This window comes from Flavobacterium bizetiae (assembly GCF_902804475.1).
Classification (GTDB): Bacteria; Bacteroidota; Bacteroidia; order Flavobacteriales; family Flavobacteriaceae; genus Flavobacterium; species Flavobacterium bizetiae.
The window spans coordinates 1-18,644 of sequence record NZ_CADCSU010000038.1 but is presented as its reverse complement, the minus strand read 5'-3'; the positions used below and the strand labels follow the sequence as shown (position 1 = coordinate 18,644).

Annotated in this window: 13 protein-coding genes; 5 read left to right on the top strand and 8 right to left on the bottom strand. The window is 35.5% G+C overall.

Going from position 1 to position 18,644, the window contains the following annotated elements; all coding sequences use genetic code 11:
- Positions 1-62 precede the first annotated feature (62 nt).
- From FLACOL7796_RS03000 to FLACOL7796_RS02990, 3 genes are read left to right on the top strand one after another with little or no spacing between them, the layout of a single operon-like run.
- Positions 63-7,283, top strand: a complete 7,221-nt coding sequence (locus FLACOL7796_RS03000) for a T9SS type B sorting domain-containing protein (RefSeq protein WP_232067274.1) — start codon at positions 63-65, stop codon at positions 7,281-7,283.
- A 34-nt stretch (positions 7,284-7,317) separates the two neighbouring features.
- Positions 7,318-8,235 carry a PorP/SprF family type IX secretion system membrane protein gene (locus FLACOL7796_RS02995; RefSeq protein WP_173969351.1) on the top strand — a complete coding sequence of 306 codons (918 nt, stop codon included), beginning with the start codon at positions 7,318-7,320 and terminating at the stop codon, positions 8,233-8,235.
- A gap of 12 nt (positions 8,236-8,247) precedes the next feature.
- The gene (locus FLACOL7796_RS02990) at positions 8,248-10,185 is read left to right on the top strand and encodes an OmpA family protein (RefSeq protein ID WP_173969350.1); all 1,938 of its coding nucleotides are present in this window, start codon (positions 8,248-8,250) and stop codon (positions 10,183-10,185) included.
- 161 nt (positions 10,186-10,346) lie between these two features.
- Here the strand turns inward: FLACOL7796_RS02990 and FLACOL7796_RS02985 are convergent, their stop codons facing one another.
- From FLACOL7796_RS02985 to pyrR, 7 genes are all read right to left on the bottom strand, one after another.
- Entirely contained in the window at positions 10,347-10,847 is a 501-nt protein-coding gene (locus tag FLACOL7796_RS02985) for a CAP domain-containing protein (RefSeq protein WP_173969349.1), read from the bottom strand.
- A 172-nt stretch (positions 10,848-11,019) separates the two neighbouring features.
- A complete protein-coding gene (pdxH, locus tag FLACOL7796_RS02980; RefSeq protein WP_173969348.1) occupies positions 11,020-11,664 on the bottom strand; it encodes a pyridoxamine 5'-phosphate oxidase in 645 nt (214 codons plus the stop codon).
- A gap of 96 nt (positions 11,665-11,760) precedes the next feature.
- Positions 11,761-12,666: a ribonuclease Z gene (locus tag FLACOL7796_RS02975; RefSeq protein ID WP_173969347.1), complete on the bottom strand. Its 906-nt coding sequence runs from the start codon at positions 12,664-12,666 to the stop codon at positions 11,761-11,763.
- Between the two features lie 96 nt (positions 12,667-12,762).
- Positions 12,763-13,095, bottom strand: coding sequence for a ribonuclease Z (locus tag FLACOL7796_RS02970; RefSeq protein ID WP_173969346.1), 333 nt, complete (start codon positions 13,093-13,095; stop codon positions 12,763-12,765).
- 431 nt (positions 13,096-13,526) lie between these two features.
- Positions 13,527-14,453 (bottom strand): aspartate carbamoyltransferase catalytic subunit, encoded by a 927-nt coding sequence (locus FLACOL7796_RS02965; protein ID WP_065449375.1) that lies wholly within the window; start codon positions 14,451-14,453, stop codon positions 13,527-13,529.
- A gap of 84 nt (positions 14,454-14,537) precedes the next feature.
- Positions 14,538-15,179, bottom strand: coding sequence for a DUF6891 domain-containing protein (locus FLACOL7796_RS02960; RefSeq protein ID WP_173969345.1), 642 nt, complete (start codon positions 15,177-15,179; stop codon positions 14,538-14,540).
- Positions 15,180-15,255: 76 nt separating this feature from the next.
- Positions 15,256-15,795, bottom strand: a complete 540-nt coding sequence (gene pyrR, locus FLACOL7796_RS02955) for a bifunctional pyr operon transcriptional regulator/uracil phosphoribosyltransferase PyrR (protein WP_173969344.1) — start codon at positions 15,793-15,795, stop codon at positions 15,256-15,258.
- Between the two features lie 402 nt (positions 15,796-16,197).
- Here pyrR and FLACOL7796_RS02950 point away from each other — a divergent pair, with 402 nt between their 5' ends.
- On the top strand, positions 16,198-16,668 hold the full coding sequence (locus FLACOL7796_RS02950) for an RNA polymerase sigma factor (RefSeq protein WP_173969343.1): 471 nt from the start codon (positions 16,198-16,200) through the stop codon (positions 16,666-16,668).
- A gap of 5 nt (positions 16,669-16,673) precedes the next feature.
- A complete protein-coding gene (locus tag FLACOL7796_RS02945; RefSeq protein WP_173969342.1) occupies positions 16,674-17,231 on the top strand; it encodes a hypothetical protein in 558 nt (185 codons plus the stop codon).
- A gap of 121 nt (positions 17,232-17,352) precedes the next feature.
- On the opposite strand, the gene FLACOL7796_RS02940 is transcribed toward FLACOL7796_RS02945, so the two are convergent.
- Positions 17,353-18,558, bottom strand: coding sequence for a DUF418 domain-containing protein (locus tag FLACOL7796_RS02940; RefSeq protein WP_173969341.1), 1,206 nt, complete (start codon positions 18,556-18,558; stop codon positions 17,353-17,355).
- Between the last annotated feature and the right edge of the window lie 86 nt (positions 18,559-18,644).

Sequence of the window (18,644 nt, the reverse complement as noted above, 5' to 3'; positions counted from 1 at the left end):
TTTGTTTTGGAAAAAATACCGGAACGGTAACTGCCGGAGCGGTAACTAATGCGGTCGGAACAGTGACTTATTCATGGTTAAATTCAGCGAATGTTTCTGTGGGAACAACAGCTTCTGTTTCTGGTCTTATAGCCGGAACTTATACTGTAACTGTAACCGATAATTGTTCTTCTCAATCTAATTCGGTTACCATATTACAACCTGCAGCTGCGTTAGCTCTTGCAGCTTCTTCTAAAACAGATGTTGTTTGTTTTGGAAAAAATACCGGAACGGTAACTGCCGGAGCGGTAACTAATGCGGTCGGAACAGTGACTTATTCATGGTTAAATTCAGCGAATGTTTCTGTTGGAACAACAGCTTCTGTGTCTGGTCTTGTAGCCGGAACTTATACTGTAACTGTAACCGATAATTGTTCTTCTCAATCTAATTCGGTTACAATATTACAACCTGCAGCTGCTTTAGCTCTTGCAGCTTCTTCTAAAACAGATGTTGTTTGTTTTGGAAAAAACACAGGAACGGTAACAGCGGGTGCGGTAACTAATGCAGTCGGAACGGTGACTTATTCATGGTTAAATTCAGCGAATGTTTCTGTTGGGACAACAGCTTCTGTGTCTGGTCTTGTAGCCGGCACTTATACTTTAACCGTAACCGATAATTGTTCTTCTCAATCTAATTCAGTTACTATATTACAACCTGCAGCTGCTTTAGCTCTTGCAGCTTCTTCTAAAACAGATGCTTCTTGCTTCGGTGACAGTACTGGAAGTGTTAGTGCGGGAGCAGTAACAAACTTCGTAGGAACTGTAACTTATTCCTGGAAAAATAGCTCTAATGCAGTAGTTGGAACTACAGCTTCTGTTTCTGGGCTTCCTACCGGAACCTATACTTTGACTGTAACAGATTCTTGTTCTAGTCAATCAAATTCAGTAACTATTGGGCAACCTATTGCTGCTTTGTCTTGTTCAATTACACAAAATAAAGCAGTAACTTCAAATGGATTGAGTGATGGTGAAGCAACTGTTACCGCTATTGGAGGAAATGGAGGCTATACTTATAAATGGGATAATAACGAGACAACACAAAAAGCCGTTGCTTTAAATGCCGGATTACATTCTGTTACTGTTACAGACTCTAAAGGTTGTACAACAATTTGTACTATTACCATTTCACAACCTAATGTTTTGTCTTGTAGTATTACTCAAAATGCTCCTGCAAAATGTTATGGAGATAATAACGGTATCGCAACTGTTACCGCTATTGGAGGAAACGGAGATTATACTTATAAATGGGATAATAACGAGACAACAGCTCAGGCAACAGCTTTAACTGCTGGCTTACATACGGTGACTGTTACTGACAAGTTAGGATACAAAACAACTTGTGATGTTATTATTGGACAACCACAAGCGGCCTTAGCAGCAGCTATAAAAATTGACACTAATGTAAATTGTAAAGGTGGTGCAACTGGATCTGCAACAGCATCAGCAACTGGTGGAAACGCAAGTTATTCTTACTCTTGGAATACGAATCCAATTCAAACTTCGGCTACAGCCAATAATTTAATTGCAGGAACTTACATTGTAACTGTGACTGATGCAAAAGGTTGTACTGATACAGAACAAATAACCATTACAGAACCTGAATTTGTACTTACAGCAGCTATCAAAACTGATACTAATGTAAATTGTAAAGGTGATGCAACTGGTTCTGCAACAGCTTCTGCAACTGGAGGAACCGGAACTTATTCTTATTCCTGGAATACTTCTCCTATTCAAACTTCGGCTACAGCCAATAATTTAATTGCAGGAACTTATATTGTAACTGTGACTGATGCAAAAGGTTGTACTGATACTGAGCAAATAACAATTACGGAACCTGAACTTGCACTTACAGCAGCAATCAAAACTGATACTAATGTAAATTGTAAAGGTGATGCAACGGGATCTGCGACAGCTTCTGCAACCGGAGGAACAGGAACTTATTCTTATTCCTGGAATACTTCTCCAATTCAAACTTCGGCTACAGCCAATAACTTAATAGCAGGAACTTATACTGTAACGGTGACTGACGCAAAAGGTTGTACTGATACTGAGCAAATAACCATTACAGAACCTGAACTTGCCTTAACAGCAGCTATAAAAACTGATACTAATGTTAATTGTAAAGGTGACGCAACGGGATCTGCAACAGCTTCTGCAACCGGAGGAACCGGAACTTATTCTTATTCCTGGAATACGAATCCAATTCAAACTTCGGCTACAGCCAATAACTTAATCGCAGGAACTTATATTGTAACAGTAACTGATGCAAAAGGTTGTACTGACACAGAACAAATAACCATTACAGAACCTGAAATTGCACTTACAGCAGCAATCAAAACTGATACTAATGTAAATTGTAAAGGTGACGCAACGGGTTCTGCAACAGCTTCTGCAACCGGAGGAACCGGAACTTATTCTTATTCCTGGAATACTTCTCCTATTCAAACTTCGGCTACAGCCAATAACTTAATCGCAGGAACTTATATTGTAACAGTAACTGATGCAAAAGGTTGTACTGATACTGAGCAAATAACCATTACAGAACCTGAAATTACACTTACAGCAGCTATCAAAACTGATACTAATGTAAATTGTAAAGGTGACGCAACGGGATCTGCAACAGCTTCTGCAACTGGAGGAACTGGAACTTATTCTTACTCTTGGAATACTTCTCCTATTCAAACTTCGGCTACAGCTAATAACTTAATTGCAGGAACTTATATTGTAACGGTAACTGATGCAAAAGGTTGTACTGATACCGAACAAATAACCATTACAGAACCTGAATTTGCCTTAACAGCAGCTATAAAAACTGATACTAATGTAAATTGTAAAGGTGACGCAACGGGATCTGCAACAGCTTCTGCAACTGGAGGAACCGGAACTTATTCTTACTCTTGGAATACAAATCCAATTCAAACTTCGGCTACAGCCAATAATTTAATCGCAGGAACTTATATCGTAACTGTAACTGATGCAAAAGGTTGTACTGATACTGAGCAAATAACAATTACAGAACCTGAACTTGCCTTAACAGCTTCACAATCTCAGGTAAATGCGAGTTGTGGCGGAGCTTCTAGCGGATCTGCAACTGTAGTAGCTTCTGGCGGAACTAGTTCTTATACGTATTCATGGAACACAACTCCGGAGCAAACTTCGGCAACAGCCACAAATCTTGCTGAAGGAAATTATAGTGTGGTAATAACTGATTCTAAAGGTTGTACACATACTGTATCATTTGAAATTCTTGACGGAGATTCGGTTAAACCAATAATTGATCCGCTACCGGAAACTTCGACTATTAACTGTCCGGCAGAACCAGAATTTGCTCAGGCTACTGCAACAGATGACAATGGTACAATTGCTTCATTAACTTATGAAGATACTGTAACTCCTGGAAACTGTGCTGGTTCTTACACGAAAATCAGAACCTGGACAGCTAAAGATGCTTGCGGAAATATTTCTCTTCCTGTAAGTCAAACAATTATTGTACAAGACATTACAGCACCAACCTGGTCAACTGAAGTAGCTTCTTTAGATAAAATTATCGAATGTAGTGATACGGCCGCTTTAACTTCCGCGCAAGCGTTATTCCCAACAGCCTCGGATTTATGTGATACTGATGTTTCGAATATCGTAAAAGTAGCAGGATTGTTTGTCGCTTCTGCGGATTGTTCGAATGAGGGAACTTATACGAACACATGGACTGTGAAAGACAATTGCGGAAATATTTCTGATACTTTCACGCAAGTGATAAAAATTCAGGACACAACAAAACCAACATTTATTGGAGAACTTCCAACAGATATTACAGTTTCTTGTGATGCTGTTCCTGAACCTGCAAATCTTGAAGCTTCTGATAATTGCAATGGTAATTTGCCAATCGTTTTTAATGAAACTAAAAGTGATATACAAAACGGTTGTTCTACTAATTATACATTAACCCGTACATGGACTACCAGTGATTGTGGTTTAAATACGGCTACTTATACTCAAATAATAACAGTTAGAGATACAACAGCACCAACTGGAACTGCTCCTGCTGATGTGGCTAATTTGCAAACCATTGCTGATATCCCGGTTGGAAATCCTGCTGATATAAAAGATGCAGCGGATAATTGCAGTACTACTGTAGATATCACAGTAAGCGATTCTAATAATGAAGGAAGTGGTTGCGACGGAAATGCTTATATCTTGACCAGAACATATACTTTGACTGATTGTGCCGGTAATAAAACGGAATTAAAACAAACGTTTACAGTCGAAAATAAAGTTTCGGTTTCAGGTGTTGCTTCGCATGTAACTTGTTTTGGCGGAAAAGATGGTTTAATCTTGGTTACCAATAGTCTGGGATCGACTGTTGTGATTAGAAATGAAAATAACGAAGTGGTTGGTAATTCTAATTTGCCGGCAGGAACGTACACACTTACAGCAACATCATCTGTAAACAACGGAAACGAAACTTGTTCTGCAACTGCAACGGTTGTAATTACTCAACCAACTTATACGGTTAAAATATCCGGACAAATTATCAATAAAGATACTAATACTCCAATTGCAAATGTACCTGTTACATTGGTTCCGCAAGGTACTACGCTTGGCCCTATTTTAATGCGCATAACTGGTGCCGATGGTCTTTATAATTTCTCAGGCATGGTTGCCGGAAGTTATTTAGTTCAGGTTCAGGATGCTAATTTAAACAGCGCATACCAATTGTATCCTATAGATTCGAGTTTGTTCTTTACTACTCTTGAAGATTGTAAAATTCAGGAACATAATTTTGAATACGGAAAATCGACATTACCTGTTTTAGGAGATTATGTTTGGTATGATACAAATGGTAATGGAGTTCAGGATGAATGGTATGATGCTAACAATGATGGTATTGTAACTAAAAATATTCCTGATGGAAACGGCGCTATTGATTATAGCCAATGGGAATGGATTGACCTTAATGGTGACGGAAGTTATGCAGGACCATCAAATGTTGGCGAATTAAATGCCGGAGGTTTTGGAAATGCTTTGAGTGCAAATGTTATTATTGATGGTCCTAACGGATATCATCAGGAAGTAGTTGTAGGTATTGAAGGATTCTGGAGAGACAGACCTGACAGTGCCAATCCTTACGGAGATTATACTATAAAATTGGTAAAAGATGCTAATCTGGATGCCGTTGCCGCTAGTTTGGGAGCAACAGGACTAGTAAAAGTGCTGCCATCAATTACAAATAAAAATGTTCCTAATAAAACAGGTAAATCGCAATTGCATACGGTTTGTAGCACAACTGGCGGTGCAAGTGGTTATATCGTAATTGTAACGCCTGAAGACCTGGTTCATTTAGGTGCTGATTTCGGAGTGAATTGTAAAGTTTTCTCTGATATTGTGGCCAATGATGATTCAGCGGGACCAATTGCAGGAGTAAATAATATTACGAAAAATGTTTTAAATGTGTTACCTAATGACACTCTTGAAGGTGTAGTAGTAACAGCATCTGACGTTATCATTACAACAGTAACTCCAAACGAGTTTTTACAATTAAACGCCGATGGATCTGTAGATGTTTTAGCAAATGCTCCGGTTGGAACTTTGACTTTGGTATACCAAATTTGCGAAGCCGACCAAACTACAAATTGCGATACTGCAACTGTTACCGTAACTATAGAAGCTCCGGTAATGACTGTAACCGCAACTCCAATTTGTGTTAATGATGTTCCGTATATTGATTATGTAGTAACTCCTGTAAACTTTACTCCTGAAAATGGTGTAACGATTGCATGGGCCAACATTAGCGATACTGTGATCACTACAATGAATAATTTACCACTTTCAGGACGCGTGTTGTGGCCGGGAGCTGTGGTTGATCAAAGTGGTAAAGGTATCGACTGGCCAGGTTGGGTTTTTCAGAATAATAAATGGATTGAAGCACCAGACGGCTTTGAAACTCTTCGTCCTCTTGTTAAGTTGACAATCTCTACTAATCCTAGTGAAACGATAACAGTAGAATATCCAAAATCTGAACCTTATTGTACTGGCAGACCAACATTTGCTATCGTAGCAAATGATGATAATGCGGGACCAATATCTGCAGGAGCAATAAATGTATTGAACATATACAATAATGATACTTTGAATGCTGCTGCAGTAAATCCAGCTGATGTTACACTTACTATTGTAACACCGGATCCTAAAGGGGCATTGACTCTAAATCCTGACGGATCTGTTGATGTAGCTGCCGGAACACCAGACGGAACTTACACATTAACGTATCAAATATGCGAAAATGCAGATGCAGGAAATTGTGACACAGCAATTGTAACTGTTATTGTTACTGAACCTGCTGCTCCGCCAACTCCGGTTGTTGCAAATGATGATGTTTACACTAATATTGGCTGTAACACATTTGGATTGGTTGGTAATGTTTTAGCTAATGACTTTAAAGGTATTACCAGAGCTTCATTAGAATTGGTAAACTTTACATTACTAAATTCAAACAATAATGCGAAAACAGATCCAAATATCACTTTTGATGCTTTAGGAAATGTAACGGTATCGAGCTTAACTCCAGCAGGAACTTATACATACAGTTATCAAATTTGTGATAAGTTAAGTGCTGACAACTGCGATACTGCAACTGTTACAATAACTGTGGTGCCAAATGGTATTACCAATATTGCCAGCAAAGCTTGTAACGACGATTCGACCCTTATCGATCTACTTTCCCTATTGCCGGAAAACACACCTTCGACAGGAGTTTGGATTGATGCTAACAATAGCAATACGATACAAGGAAACACTTTTAATGCATTAGGTTTAGCACTTGGCAATTATACATTTGAGTATAAAATAACAGATCAAAATTGTCCTAGAAGTATTTTACTGACTATGGAAATTAATGATGATTGTAAAGTATTAGCCTGTGGAAATGTTGTGGTACACAATGCCTTTTCTCCTAATGGGGATGGAATAAATGACGTTTTCAAAATTGATAATATCGATGATATAACTTGTTATCCTGAAAATAATGTAGAGATCTACAATCGCTGGGGAATATTGGTTTTTGAAACTGATAACTACAACAATACCACCAATGCATTTGATGGAATATCAAGAGGAAGAACTACCGTTAAACAATCTGACGGGTTACCAACCGGAACTTATTTCTACATTATTAATTACAAATCGTTAGATGGAAATAATGTACTTCAAAACAATAAGAAAGATGGGTATTTATATTTATCTAAATAAAATCGATAGTAATAATAATATAATAATATCTACTATGAGAGCAAAATTATATTTCTTCGTCATAATGTTTGCGGGCATTGCAGGTTATGCACAGCAAGATGCACAATATACGCAATACATGTACAATACGATCGCCATCAATCCTGCTTATGCAGGATCAAGAGGAGCCCTGAGTATTTTTGGATTGTACCGCACACAATGGGTTGGACTCGACGGAGCCCCGGAAACCAGCAGTTTTTCTGTCAACACCCCTATCAATAATAGTAATCTGGGAGTTGGTGTATCGCTGGTAAATGATAAAATAGGACCAACTAACGAGAATAATCTTTCGGTTGACCTTTCCTATACCGTTCAGACATCGCCGGATTTCAAATTGTCTTTCGGGATAAAAGGAACCGCAAATTTGTTCAATCTGGATATCAATAAATTAAATCCGGAAATTCAGGGCGATCCGCAGTTTCAGGATCTTGATAATAAGTTTTCGCCTAATGTGGGTGCCGGGGTATACTGGCATTCAGACAAAGCTTATATCGGGCTTTCGGTTCCTAATTTTATTGAAACCAATAGATACGATGATAACGACATTGCCATTTTTAAGGATAAAATCAATTATTATTTAATGGCCGGATATGTATTTAATCTGGACAAGCTGGAGTACATCAAATTCAAACCGGCTGTTTTAGGTAAAATGGTCGAAGGAGCACCGCTTCAGGTAGACGTATCAGCCAACTTTATGTTTATGGAAAAATTTGTGGTGGGAGTTGCCTACAGATGGAGCGCTTCTTTAAGTGCCATGGTAGGTTTCCAGATCACAGACGGACTTTATTTAGGTTATGGTTACGATCGTGAAACCACCAATCTGAACAATTATAATTCAGGATCTCATGAGATATTCCTGCGTTATGAATTCTTTAAAAATAACGGTAAAATGACAACCCCTCGTTTCTTCTAAAAATAAATGATTATGAAAAATTATATACTTCTTTGCCTGACCTTTATAATTGTTTTATCATTTAACAGTTATGCCCAGGATTCCAAGGTAGCTGCCGGAGATAAAAAATACGACAATTATGCCTATATCGATGCTATTAAAACCTATGAGCGCGTAGCTGATAAAGGATACAAATCCGAGGATATGTTCAAGAAACTGGGAAATTCCTATTACTTTAACTCTGATTTTGATGGCGCTGCCAAGTGGTATGGCGAGTTGTTTGCCATGAATACAAGTCCGGAACCTGAGTATTATTACAGGTATGCGCAATCTTTAAAATCAACCGGACAAATGGATAAAGCCAATAAAATTCTGGGAGAGTTTAATGCCAAATACAAAAATGACAACAGAGGAAAATTATATAAGGAAGATGTCAATTATCTTGATGAGATAAAAGCCAACTCAGGACGTTATACAATCGAAAATGCCGGAATCAACTCTAAATATTCAGATTACGGATCTTTTGTTTACGACAACAAACTCTATTTTGCATCGGCCAGGGATACCGGGAATTTCTCTCAAAGAAAACACAAATGGACGGGTGAATATTTTACCAATTTGTATTTTGCCGATGTTGATCCTGCAACGGGTTCAAGTTCGAAAGTAAATAAGTTTAAAACCTCTATCAATACCAAGTTTCATGAATCTTCTCCGGCTTTCACCAAAGACGGAAAAACGGTTTATTTTACCCGAAACAATTATGTAAACGGCAAAAAAGGAAAAGATGAAAACAAAATTACACTCATTAAAATCTACAAAGCCACATTAGACAATAACGGAAAGTGGACAAATATTATCGAACTTCCTTTTAACAGCGACAATTATAGTGTAGGACATCCCGCGCTAAGTCCTGATGAAAAGACTCTATATTTTGCTTCTGATATGCCCGGAACAATAGGACAATCGGATATTTATAAAGTCAGTATTAATGGGGATAGTTATGGTCCACCACAGAATTTAGGCTCGACGATCAATACCGAAGGAAAAGAAACCTTTCCGTATGTCACCAGCGAAAACGAAATTTATTTTGCTTCAGACGGTCATCCCGGACTTGGCGGACTCGATGTTTTTGTGGGGAAAATTGAAGACAACGGCACAATCAGCAGTATTCAGAATGTGGGAGGCGATATCAATTCTCCAAAAGATGATTTTGCCTATATTATTGATCCGGCTTCCAGACGTGGTTATTTTAGTTCGAACAAAGATGGCGGACAAGGTTCTGATGATATTTATAAATTTTTGGAAACCCGAAAACTGCAATGCATTCAGGAGTTAAACGGAATCATTACAGATGCGCAAACAGGCGCTGTTTTAGCCGGAACAAAAGTTACGTTGTATGAAGGAACCACCATTAAAAACACTACAATTTCTGATGCAAACGGATATTATAGTTTTGTGGTGGAATGCGGAAAAACTTATAACGTAAGGGCTGAAAAAGAAGAATATACCACAAGAGAAGTCAGTGTAACTATTGGCAAACTAACCGGCAAAACTAGTCTTCCGATTGCGTTGGAAAAATCAACCTGTAAGGTGACCATTGGTGATGATCTCGGAAAATGTTTTGGTATAAAAATGATTTATTTTGATCTGGATAAATCCAACATCAGAATGGAAGCAGCACTGGATTTAGAGAAAATCCTTGATGTACTGAACAACAATCCAACAATGAAACTCGATATTCGTTCACATACCGATAGCAGGGCTACACATGCCTACAATCAGGCATTATCAAACAGAAGAGCCAAATCGACCATTGACTGGCTTGTTAAAAATGGTGTGGCTAAAAACCGCTTAATCGGAAAAGGTTACGGAGAAACACAACTTGTAAACCGTTGTTCTGATGGTGTACCATGTACCGAAGAAGAACATCAAATGAACAGAAGAAGCGAATTTATTATTACGGCATTATAAATAAATTCTAATATTTAAAAATTCCAAATTTCAACAGACTACACGTTTGTTAGGATTTGGAATTTTTTATTTGGAATTTTACCAGTTGTCTATTTCAAAAAAAAGTCGTCGCAAATCAAAGATTTACAACGACTACTAAAAACCAACCAGTCCAATAATATTTAAATTTTAGCGAAAATATTCGTGTAATATTTTTTCCCGGTTTTGGCATCAATTGTTATTGATAAACCAAAATGAGTAAAATCACCTACTATATTTTCTTTGTGTCCGGGGCTGTCAAGCCACGCTCTTACCGCTGCTTCAGAAGTTTTGTAATTGTAAGCAACATTCTCACCTACTTTTTTCGCTCCTAAAACACTGATAATATTGTTTGAACGTGAAGTAAAATCATTATGATCGACAACATTGTTGGCAATCATATAATTATTATGCTCTTCACACTTAAACGAAATATGATTTATTTTTTCTAACGCATTTAAACCAACACTTAATCGATAATCATTGATTAATTTCATGGTTTCTATCTCTGAGTCATTATAACTGTAGTTCGTAACCAGAGCTTCTGTTGTAGTACTATTGCTTCCCTCGGCACTATCTGCAGAGCATGAGTTCATTGTAATAAAAATTACAACGAACATCATGGCACACATCATCTTTTTCATAATCAATAGCAGTTAAAATTAAAGTAAATGTTGGGGCAAATTCCTTAAATTATATTTTAAAAATAAATTGTCTCGTTTTTCTTATTCAAACGTATTCAATTTATCGGTAAACTGCAAAATTAATCGATGAACTACATCATTATTTATTTATTAAATGTAAATTTCTTACAAACTAAGAGGATAATCTTTCAATTTTCCATGAATAATCAGATTGGCTTTGGTAACGTATTCTGTCGTGTAGTCTATTAGGTCTTCCCTGCCAAAATTCTACCTCTAAAGGAGTTACTAAATATCCACCCCAATTCTCCGGTCTCGGAATTGATTTTCCTTCAAATTGTGCTTCCAGTTTTTTTAGATTTTCTTCTAAAAATGTTCTTGACGGAATCACTTCGCTTTGGTGCGAAACTATGGCGCCCAGTTTGCTTCCGTCAGGACGGGAATCAAAATAACCATCCGATATATTCTCAGAAGTTTTTTGCGCAATTCCTTTTATAATTACCTGACGTTCCATTTCCTGCCAAAAAAAAGACAGGCAAACATGAGGATTTACTGCAATTGCTTTTCCTTTTTCAGATTCATAGTTGGTATAAAAAATGAAGCCTTCTTCAGAAAATTTCTTCAATAAAACTACTCTCGATTTCGGGAAACTATCGAGGCCAATTGTCGAAACTGTCATGGCATTTACTTCTCCGCTTCCGCCAAATTCTTCTACTTCATGAAACCATCTGTTAAAAAGATTAATAGGATCTTCAGGAATATTGGTTTCTAATAATTCACTTTTCTCGTAAGATTTTCTATAATTGCTTAAATCATTCATGACTGCTGATTTTAGATTGTTGATTTTAGATTTTAGATTGAATTATGACGATAAGCAGTTTTACTCATAACTTATAATTCATAACTGATAACTTTTTTAAAACTCAAAACTTACCCCGTCATCTCCTAAAAGCACGTTCGGGAAAATTTCTTCAGCTTCTTCTTTAAAACGCTCAATGCCATCGTATCGTGTAGAATAATGGCCTAAAACTAAATGTTTTGCATTTGCTTTCAGTGCAATTCGCGCTGCTTCTTTTGCTGTAGAATGTAATGTTTTTAAAGCCAAAGGAGCTTCTGATTCTAAAAAGGTCGATTCGTGATACAATACATCAACATTTTCGATTATCGGAATAATATTTTCATTGTAAACGGTATCAGAGCAAAAAGCATAACTCAATGCCGGAATCGGATCAAAAGATAATTTTTCATTTTCGATTACAGTTCCGTCGTCCAGAGTCACATCTCCTCCACCTTTTATTTTTTGATAATAAGCAGTATGAATATCGTATTGCTGAACAGCATCTACGTTTAATTTTCTGTCTCCCGGTTTTTCCTGAAATAAAAATCCGTTGGTATATACGCGATGTTTTAGCGGAATAGTTTTTACAATAACCCTGTTATCTTCAAAAATTACTTCACTTTCTTTCGATTCTAATTCATGAAAGAAAAGTTCGTAAGTCGTCCAGGAATTGGAAAGTTTTAGTTGTAAAGTAATAATTTCCTTTACCCCTTTTGGTCCGTAAATATGCAAATCGGCTGTACGGCCTAAAAGCGCAAAAGTCGAAATAGTTCCTATTAGTCCAAAAAAGTGATCTCCGTGTAAATGCGAAATAAAAATGTGATTAATTTTTGAGAATTTAATCTTGTTTTTACGCAATTGTACCTGAGTTCCTTCGCCACAATCGATCAAAAACAGTCTGTTTTTAATTTCTAAAACCTGCGAAGTTGGGTTGGTAATTGTTCTGGGAGTTGCGGCATAACAGCCGAGAATGGTTAATTTCATTTTAGATTTTAGATTGTTGATTGCAGATTTTAGATTGGATTAAAACATTTTAGATTTAGTACAAAAATCTAATATCTAAAATCAGAAATCTAAAATTTAAAACCCAAGGTCTCTTTCTATTTCTTCCATTTCAATAATATCGTGTGCTTCTAAAAGGGAAGGAACAACAGTCAATTTATCAGAAATAGCATTAAAGTCAAGATCAGATACTACAATTACAAACGATTTTTTAGCCTTTTTTTGCTGTTTTGCAAGTGGTAAAAAAAGTTTCAGCTCTTTTTCAGACAAATCTGAATCTGCTGTCAAATCGATAATAATATTCTGTTTTTCAAAGGTTTTAAATTGTTGCGTTACTTTCTCCAGAAAAGCATTAAAATCTCCCTGTGTATTTTTAATTGTAACGGTATGTCCTTTTTGATCTACTTTCATCTTCTAATTTATAGGCTCTGTTGCGAGAGCTAAGGTACGATTTTTTTGGTTTTCAGTCGCAGTCACAGTAAAAACAGTTTTAACTTTGTGTGATTTTAAATTTAAAATTACAGCAACAAAAAAATATTTTCAAATTCTAATCGTCATTAAAAACGGAGACTCTAAATAAAAAATTTAATCAATTTAAGACACCTATAAACAATTTACCGCAAAGGCCGCTAAGATTTTTAACCAATATTTAGGTAGAGAAAACACAAAGTTCGCAAAGCTGCTTCAACAAAGCTTTATAGTAAAATTAATTTCAGGTTTATCAGACTGACCGAAGTCGAAGCCCATTCCAATTGGTGCACCTTTCGACTTCGCTCAGGGTGACAAACATTTCGAAACTGCAACCGTCAGCAAAAACTGAGACTGAGACTGCAAACTAAAATCTACTGAATCTTAGAAGCCAATAAATAAATCACCGCCATTCTAATCGCTACACCATTTTCCACCTGATTTAAAATCACTGAATGATCAGAATCTGCCACTTCAGAAGTAATCTCTACTCCTCTGTTGATTGGTCCCGGGTGCATGATGACGATTTCTTTATTTAGAGAATCTAATAATGGTTTGTCAACTCCGTATTGTTGTGCGTATTCGCGTGTTGATGGAAAAAAGTTCACATCCATACGTTCGTTTTGTACACGAAGCATATTGGCAACATCACACCATTCTAATGCTTTACGCAAATTAGGTTCTACAGTAACTCCTAATGATTCGATATATCTTGGAATCAGTGTTTTTGGTCCGCAAACTTTTACTTCGGCACCTTGCATTTGCAAAGCATATATGTTGGATAAGGCCACTCTCGAATGCAGAATATCACCTACGATCACTACTTTTTTTCCGGCTACATCTCCTAGTTTTTCTCTGATCGAATAACTGTCTAACAAAGCCTGAGTAGGATGTTCGTGCGCACCGTCTCCGGCGTTTACGATACTGGCTTTGACATTTTTAGATAAAAAATAAGCCGCTCCGGGATTGGAGTGGCGCATTACAACCATGTCTACTTTCATGGAAAGGATATTATTTACAGTATCAATCAGGGTTTCTCCTTTTTTAACCGAAGACTGAGCTGCTGAAAAACTGATAACATCAGCAGATAATCTTTTTTGAGCCAATTCGAACGAAAGTTTTGTTCTGGTACTATTTTCGAAGAAAATATTGGCAATCGTAATATCTCGTAATGAAGGAACTTTTTTAATGGGTCTGTTAATGACTTCTTTAAAATGATCGGCAGTTTCAAAAATCAGGTTAATATCATTCTCGTTGATGTATTTTATTCCTAATAAATGATTTACGCTTAATTCTTTCATTTTTATTTCTTTAATATTTATTTGTCAAATTCATGAATTTCTGAAACACTCAGTCCTTCAATGCTTCTAAAAAAAAGAAGTTGCTTATTGAAGCATTCTGTCTACAACTTCACTGTAATCCTGGAGATCTCTCGCATCTTCATCAAAAATCTTTTGCCATCTAAAGCCTGGAATTTCGATTTTCGTTTTTGCAGAGCCATTCCATTTTATTTTAAAATCGTTGTTTATTAAAACCTCAGCTACTACTTTCCCAACTTCTATTGTTGTTGCCTCATCAGAATTATCTACTTTCTGAAAAGCGATAAACAAACTCGAATCTTCAAGAGCAATGGCTCTCGCTAAATCTTGTTCGTGATAAAAACAATAACCATCAGATTCTACTTCGTTTTCCTGAAGCTCTCTCTCCACTTCCACTACTTCATATTCACCATCTGTTGTGGTGTAACCTGCGTTGTGAAGTGCGATGATATTTTCATCTGCTAATTCATCAAACGCTTTTATCAGCCTTTCAGTATCTGTTGGGCTTTTCCATTGTTTACTTTCTGAAAGTAACTTTTGGTATTCTTCTCTTATTTTATCAAAAGCCCACTCTTCAGAGATTTCGTCTTCGAATTCGTTGTCTTCGATTTCTTCTATAATATTCTCCTGAATCTCATCAACAGAAAGAAATCCCATTCTGATCTGATTAAAAATCGATTCATAAATAAACGTTTCATTCTCTGTCATAACTTTTTATTGTTTAATCGTTTATTTGTTTGATTGTTTAATCGTTAAATCGTTTAATTGTTTTTCTTCAATTAAACTAATTCGTTATCAGATAAACGGCATCTTCACCTTCATTCTCTTTCCAGCTTACTTTTACTTTTTCGTCGTTTATAGCATCAACCTGACGACCACGATAATCGGGCTGAATAGGCAAATTACGGCTAAAACGTCTGTCGATTAAGACTAACAATTCAATTTCTGAAGGTCGACCAAAAGACTGAATTGCGGTCAAGGCAGAACGAATGCTTCGTCCGGTAAACAAAACGTCATCGATAAAAATGACTTTCTTATTTTCGACTATAAAATTTATTTGTGTTTTATTGGCTTCCAGCGGTTTATCAGTACGACGAAAATCATCTCTAAAAAAAGTGATGTCCAAATATCCCAAAGAAATTTCGGGTACTTTGTATTCGTTTTCTAATATTTGTTTTAAACGTTCAGCTAAAAAAACGCCTCTTGGCTGAATTCCCACTAAAATAGTATCGGAGAAATCAAGGTGTTTTTCGATCAACTGACAAGCCAAACGATGGAGTATGATAGTAACTTCTTTTGAATTAAGTAATACTTTTTGGCTCATAATTAAGTGTAATGTTTGGTTGGGCAAATATACGAAATCAGAATTTATTTGTTGGGGTGTTGGGAAGGGAAATATTTTTTTTTGAATTTGTTACGTCTTTACAGTTGGAAGTATCTCGTAATCAATAAAAACTTTTCTATTTTAGCTTAACTGAAATATTAGTTCAAAGCTATTTTAAACTGTCACCCTGCGCGTCAATAAAGCCATTTACCTAAAGTCTCATTAATTCAATTACTTGCCCATTTAGTTTGAGTGGGACGTGAAATTGCTCACTGTCATTTTTAGACATTAAAATTATTTTATGACCTTGTAATATTTTCTGCTAATTAAGCAACTTATGTATTACATAACTTAATTTCAAAACTGTATAAAGAAATGCTTAATGACTAAAAAAACGATAGTATGGAAACGGAATTTTTAGGGCTAATACATGAAAATCAAAAGATAATACATAAGATTTGCAAATTATATCGGGATAGTAGAGAAGATCGGGAAGACTTATTCCAAGAAATTGTTTATCAACTTTGGAAATCTTATCCAGGCTTTAGAAGAGAATCTAAAGTAAGTTCGTGGATATATAGGATTGCTTTAAATACTGCGATTGCTACTTATAGAAAATCAAAAATATCTATAGATTATTATGAAGAGTTCCCTGCACATATTCATCCCTCAAACGAAAAGACAATTTCAGAAAACGAGGAACGGTTGTTTTGGGCTTTACGAAAATTAAATGATTCAGAGAAAGCTGTCATATCTCTTTACTTAGAAGACTTCAATTATAAGGAAATTGCAGAAATTACAGGAATAAGTGATAGTAATGTAGGGGTACGATTAAACAGAATTAAAAATAAATTGAAACAAATATTAAAATAAAAATTATGGAATTAAATGATTTAAAATCAGATTGGAAAAACGCTGGTGAAGATTCCAAAAGCGAAGCAGACTTGCGACTAATGACTAAGATTACTAATCACCCATCGATAAAAAAAATAAGAACAAAACTGATTATTGAAACAATTGTTCTACTATTCTTTTTATTTATTTATTACGACTGGTTCGATGGAGACAAAAAACCATTTTATGCAAATCTGTCATTAGTAGCTGGCTTATTATTATACATTTTCAATGATATTATTGGTTATATTTCCATAACAAAACCTATCAGAGAAACAAATTTGAAACTATCTCTTCAGAATTATTTGATGAGAATAAAGCGACTATCAATTACCTCAGTAATTATCACATTTTTATACAGCATCTCAATAATTATTTTTTTTACATCAGTAATAACTTTTACAAAAGAAAAAGCGTTAATATTGATGTTTAGTATAGTTATTTCGATTCAATTTATTCTATTATCTTTAAGAATGTGGACTAAATGGATTAAAAATCTGAAGCTCCAAGTAAAGGAATTTAATCTTGATGATGAATCGTAGTTTTTATTTTTCAGGAAATTTACAGATGCGAATACGTTAAAACTAATTCTATTACAAAATAAAAAACAGCACGAAAAATAATTTCCGTGCTGTTTTTTTTATCATTTCAAGCGTATTATATTTATATAATCACAGGCTTTTTCTCTTTCTTAAAAGAAATCCACGTTGCTTTGTGCCAGATATATTCTAATGGTCCTTGTTTATGTGTTTTTAGCCACCAGGTACAAAATCCTAATTGCAATAAGAACAGCGTAATACCAATTAATAAACTAAAAGTAGCGCCGGTATATTGATAAAGTCCTAAACCAAAACGATAGTAAATAAACGATCCTAAAATAGATTGAGTAAAATAACTTGTCAGACTCATTTTCCCGAAAGGAATTAGTTTTGAGAATACTTTATTTACGGCTTCTTTTTGATACAACAATACAAAAGAACTTACTAAAACAACCATAAACGCAACATTCGACCAGGAAGTAAAAATTACTAATAAACTATTTTGCAAATCTTTATTGGCTACAATTTCCGGAATAAAGCTCTTAAATGTAAAAAGCGGAATGAATAACAGAATTGCAAATAATAAGGCTTTTTTCCAAAAGGCAATACTGGCTGGAGAAGAAACAAAAAGTTGTTTTCTACCCACAACTAATCCGAACATGAATAAAGCGGGTGCCTGAAAAAATCTTCCGTTTTCCCAAGACCAGAATACTGATGCCCATCTGCCTACTGACATATTCCCTACTACATGATCTACAAACGAATTTCCGTTAAAATACAATTGCATATTGGCATAATACGCATTTGAAATATTGGCAGGTATAACGTAATCAGCATTAAAAAGAATATTAAAAAAATTAAACCATTCCATAGGCAAAGCCAATAAAAAAGTAGCAATTATTAATACATAACTCGTTTTTAAATTACGAACCGGAATTAATATTAAACCAAAAACGGCGTAAATCATTAATATATCTCCCGAAAAAAACATGGTATTGATGAGTCCGAAAACAAATAATATTGCAAGCCTCCAAATAAATCTTCCTGTAAAATCATTCCCTTTTTTAGCCTGATTGTCATTTTGGATAAAAAAGCTAAATCCAAAAAGAAGAGAAAAAATAGCATACGATTTTCCGGCAAAGAGAAAGAACAGGGTTTCCCAAATTATTTTATCTAATACTTTGATAGGTTCTGGTAAATATTCCGGAAAATAATAAAAATCGAAATGTTCTAAATTATGAAGTAACATAATGGCCATTATAGCCAAACCACGCAATGCATCTACGACCTCTATACGAGGTGCTTTTAAATTAAAAGTATTTTCTGACATAGTTATTTTAAGGTTTAATTTGATAGTTATACTCTCAAATATAATTTTATTTCATGAAAATTAACAATCGAAATTCTCAATTATAA

Bases quoted from the DNA above. Each gene is read 5' to 3' on its own strand.
- FLACOL7796_RS02995 (WP_173969351.1), top strand. From the start codon at position 7,318: ATGAGAGCAAAATTATATTTCTTCGTCATAATGTTTGCGGGCATTGCA.
- FLACOL7796_RS02990 (WP_173969350.1), top strand. From the start codon at position 8,248: ATGAAAAATTATATACTTCTTTGCCTGACCTTTATAATTGTTTTATCA.
- FLACOL7796_RS02985 (WP_173969349.1), bottom strand. From the start codon at position 10,847: ATGAAAAAGATGATGTGTGCCATGATGTTCGTTGTAATTTTTATTACA.
- pdxH (WP_173969348.1), bottom strand. From the start codon at position 11,664: ATGAATGATTTAAGCAATTATAGAAAATCTTACGAGAAAAGTGAATTA.
- FLACOL7796_RS02975 (WP_173969347.1), bottom strand. From the start codon at position 12,666: ATGAAATTAACCATTCTCGGCTGTTATGCCGCAACTCCCAGAACAATT.
- FLACOL7796_RS02970 (WP_173969346.1), bottom strand. From the start codon at position 13,095: ATGAAAGTAGATCAAAAAGGACATACCGTTACAATTAAAAATACACAG.
- FLACOL7796_RS02965 (WP_065449375.1), bottom strand. From the start codon at position 14,453: ATGAAAGAATTAAGCGTAAATCATTTATTAGGAATAAAATACATCAAC.
- FLACOL7796_RS02960 (WP_173969345.1), bottom strand. From the start codon at position 15,179: ATGACAGAGAATGAAACGTTTATTTATGAATCGATTTTTAATCAGATC.
- pyrR (WP_173969344.1), bottom strand. From the start codon at position 15,795: ATGAGCCAAAAAGTATTACTTAATTCAAAAGAAGTTACTATCATACTC.
- FLACOL7796_RS02950 (WP_173969343.1), top strand. From the start codon at position 16,198: ATGGAAACGGAATTTTTAGGGCTAATACATGAAAATCAAAAGATAATA.
- FLACOL7796_RS02945 (WP_173969342.1), top strand. From the start codon at position 16,674: ATGGAATTAAATGATTTAAAATCAGATTGGAAAAACGCTGGTGAAGAT.
- FLACOL7796_RS02940 (WP_173969341.1), bottom strand. From the start codon at position 18,558: ATGTCAGAAAATACTTTTAATTTAAAAGCACCTCGTATAGAGGTCGTA.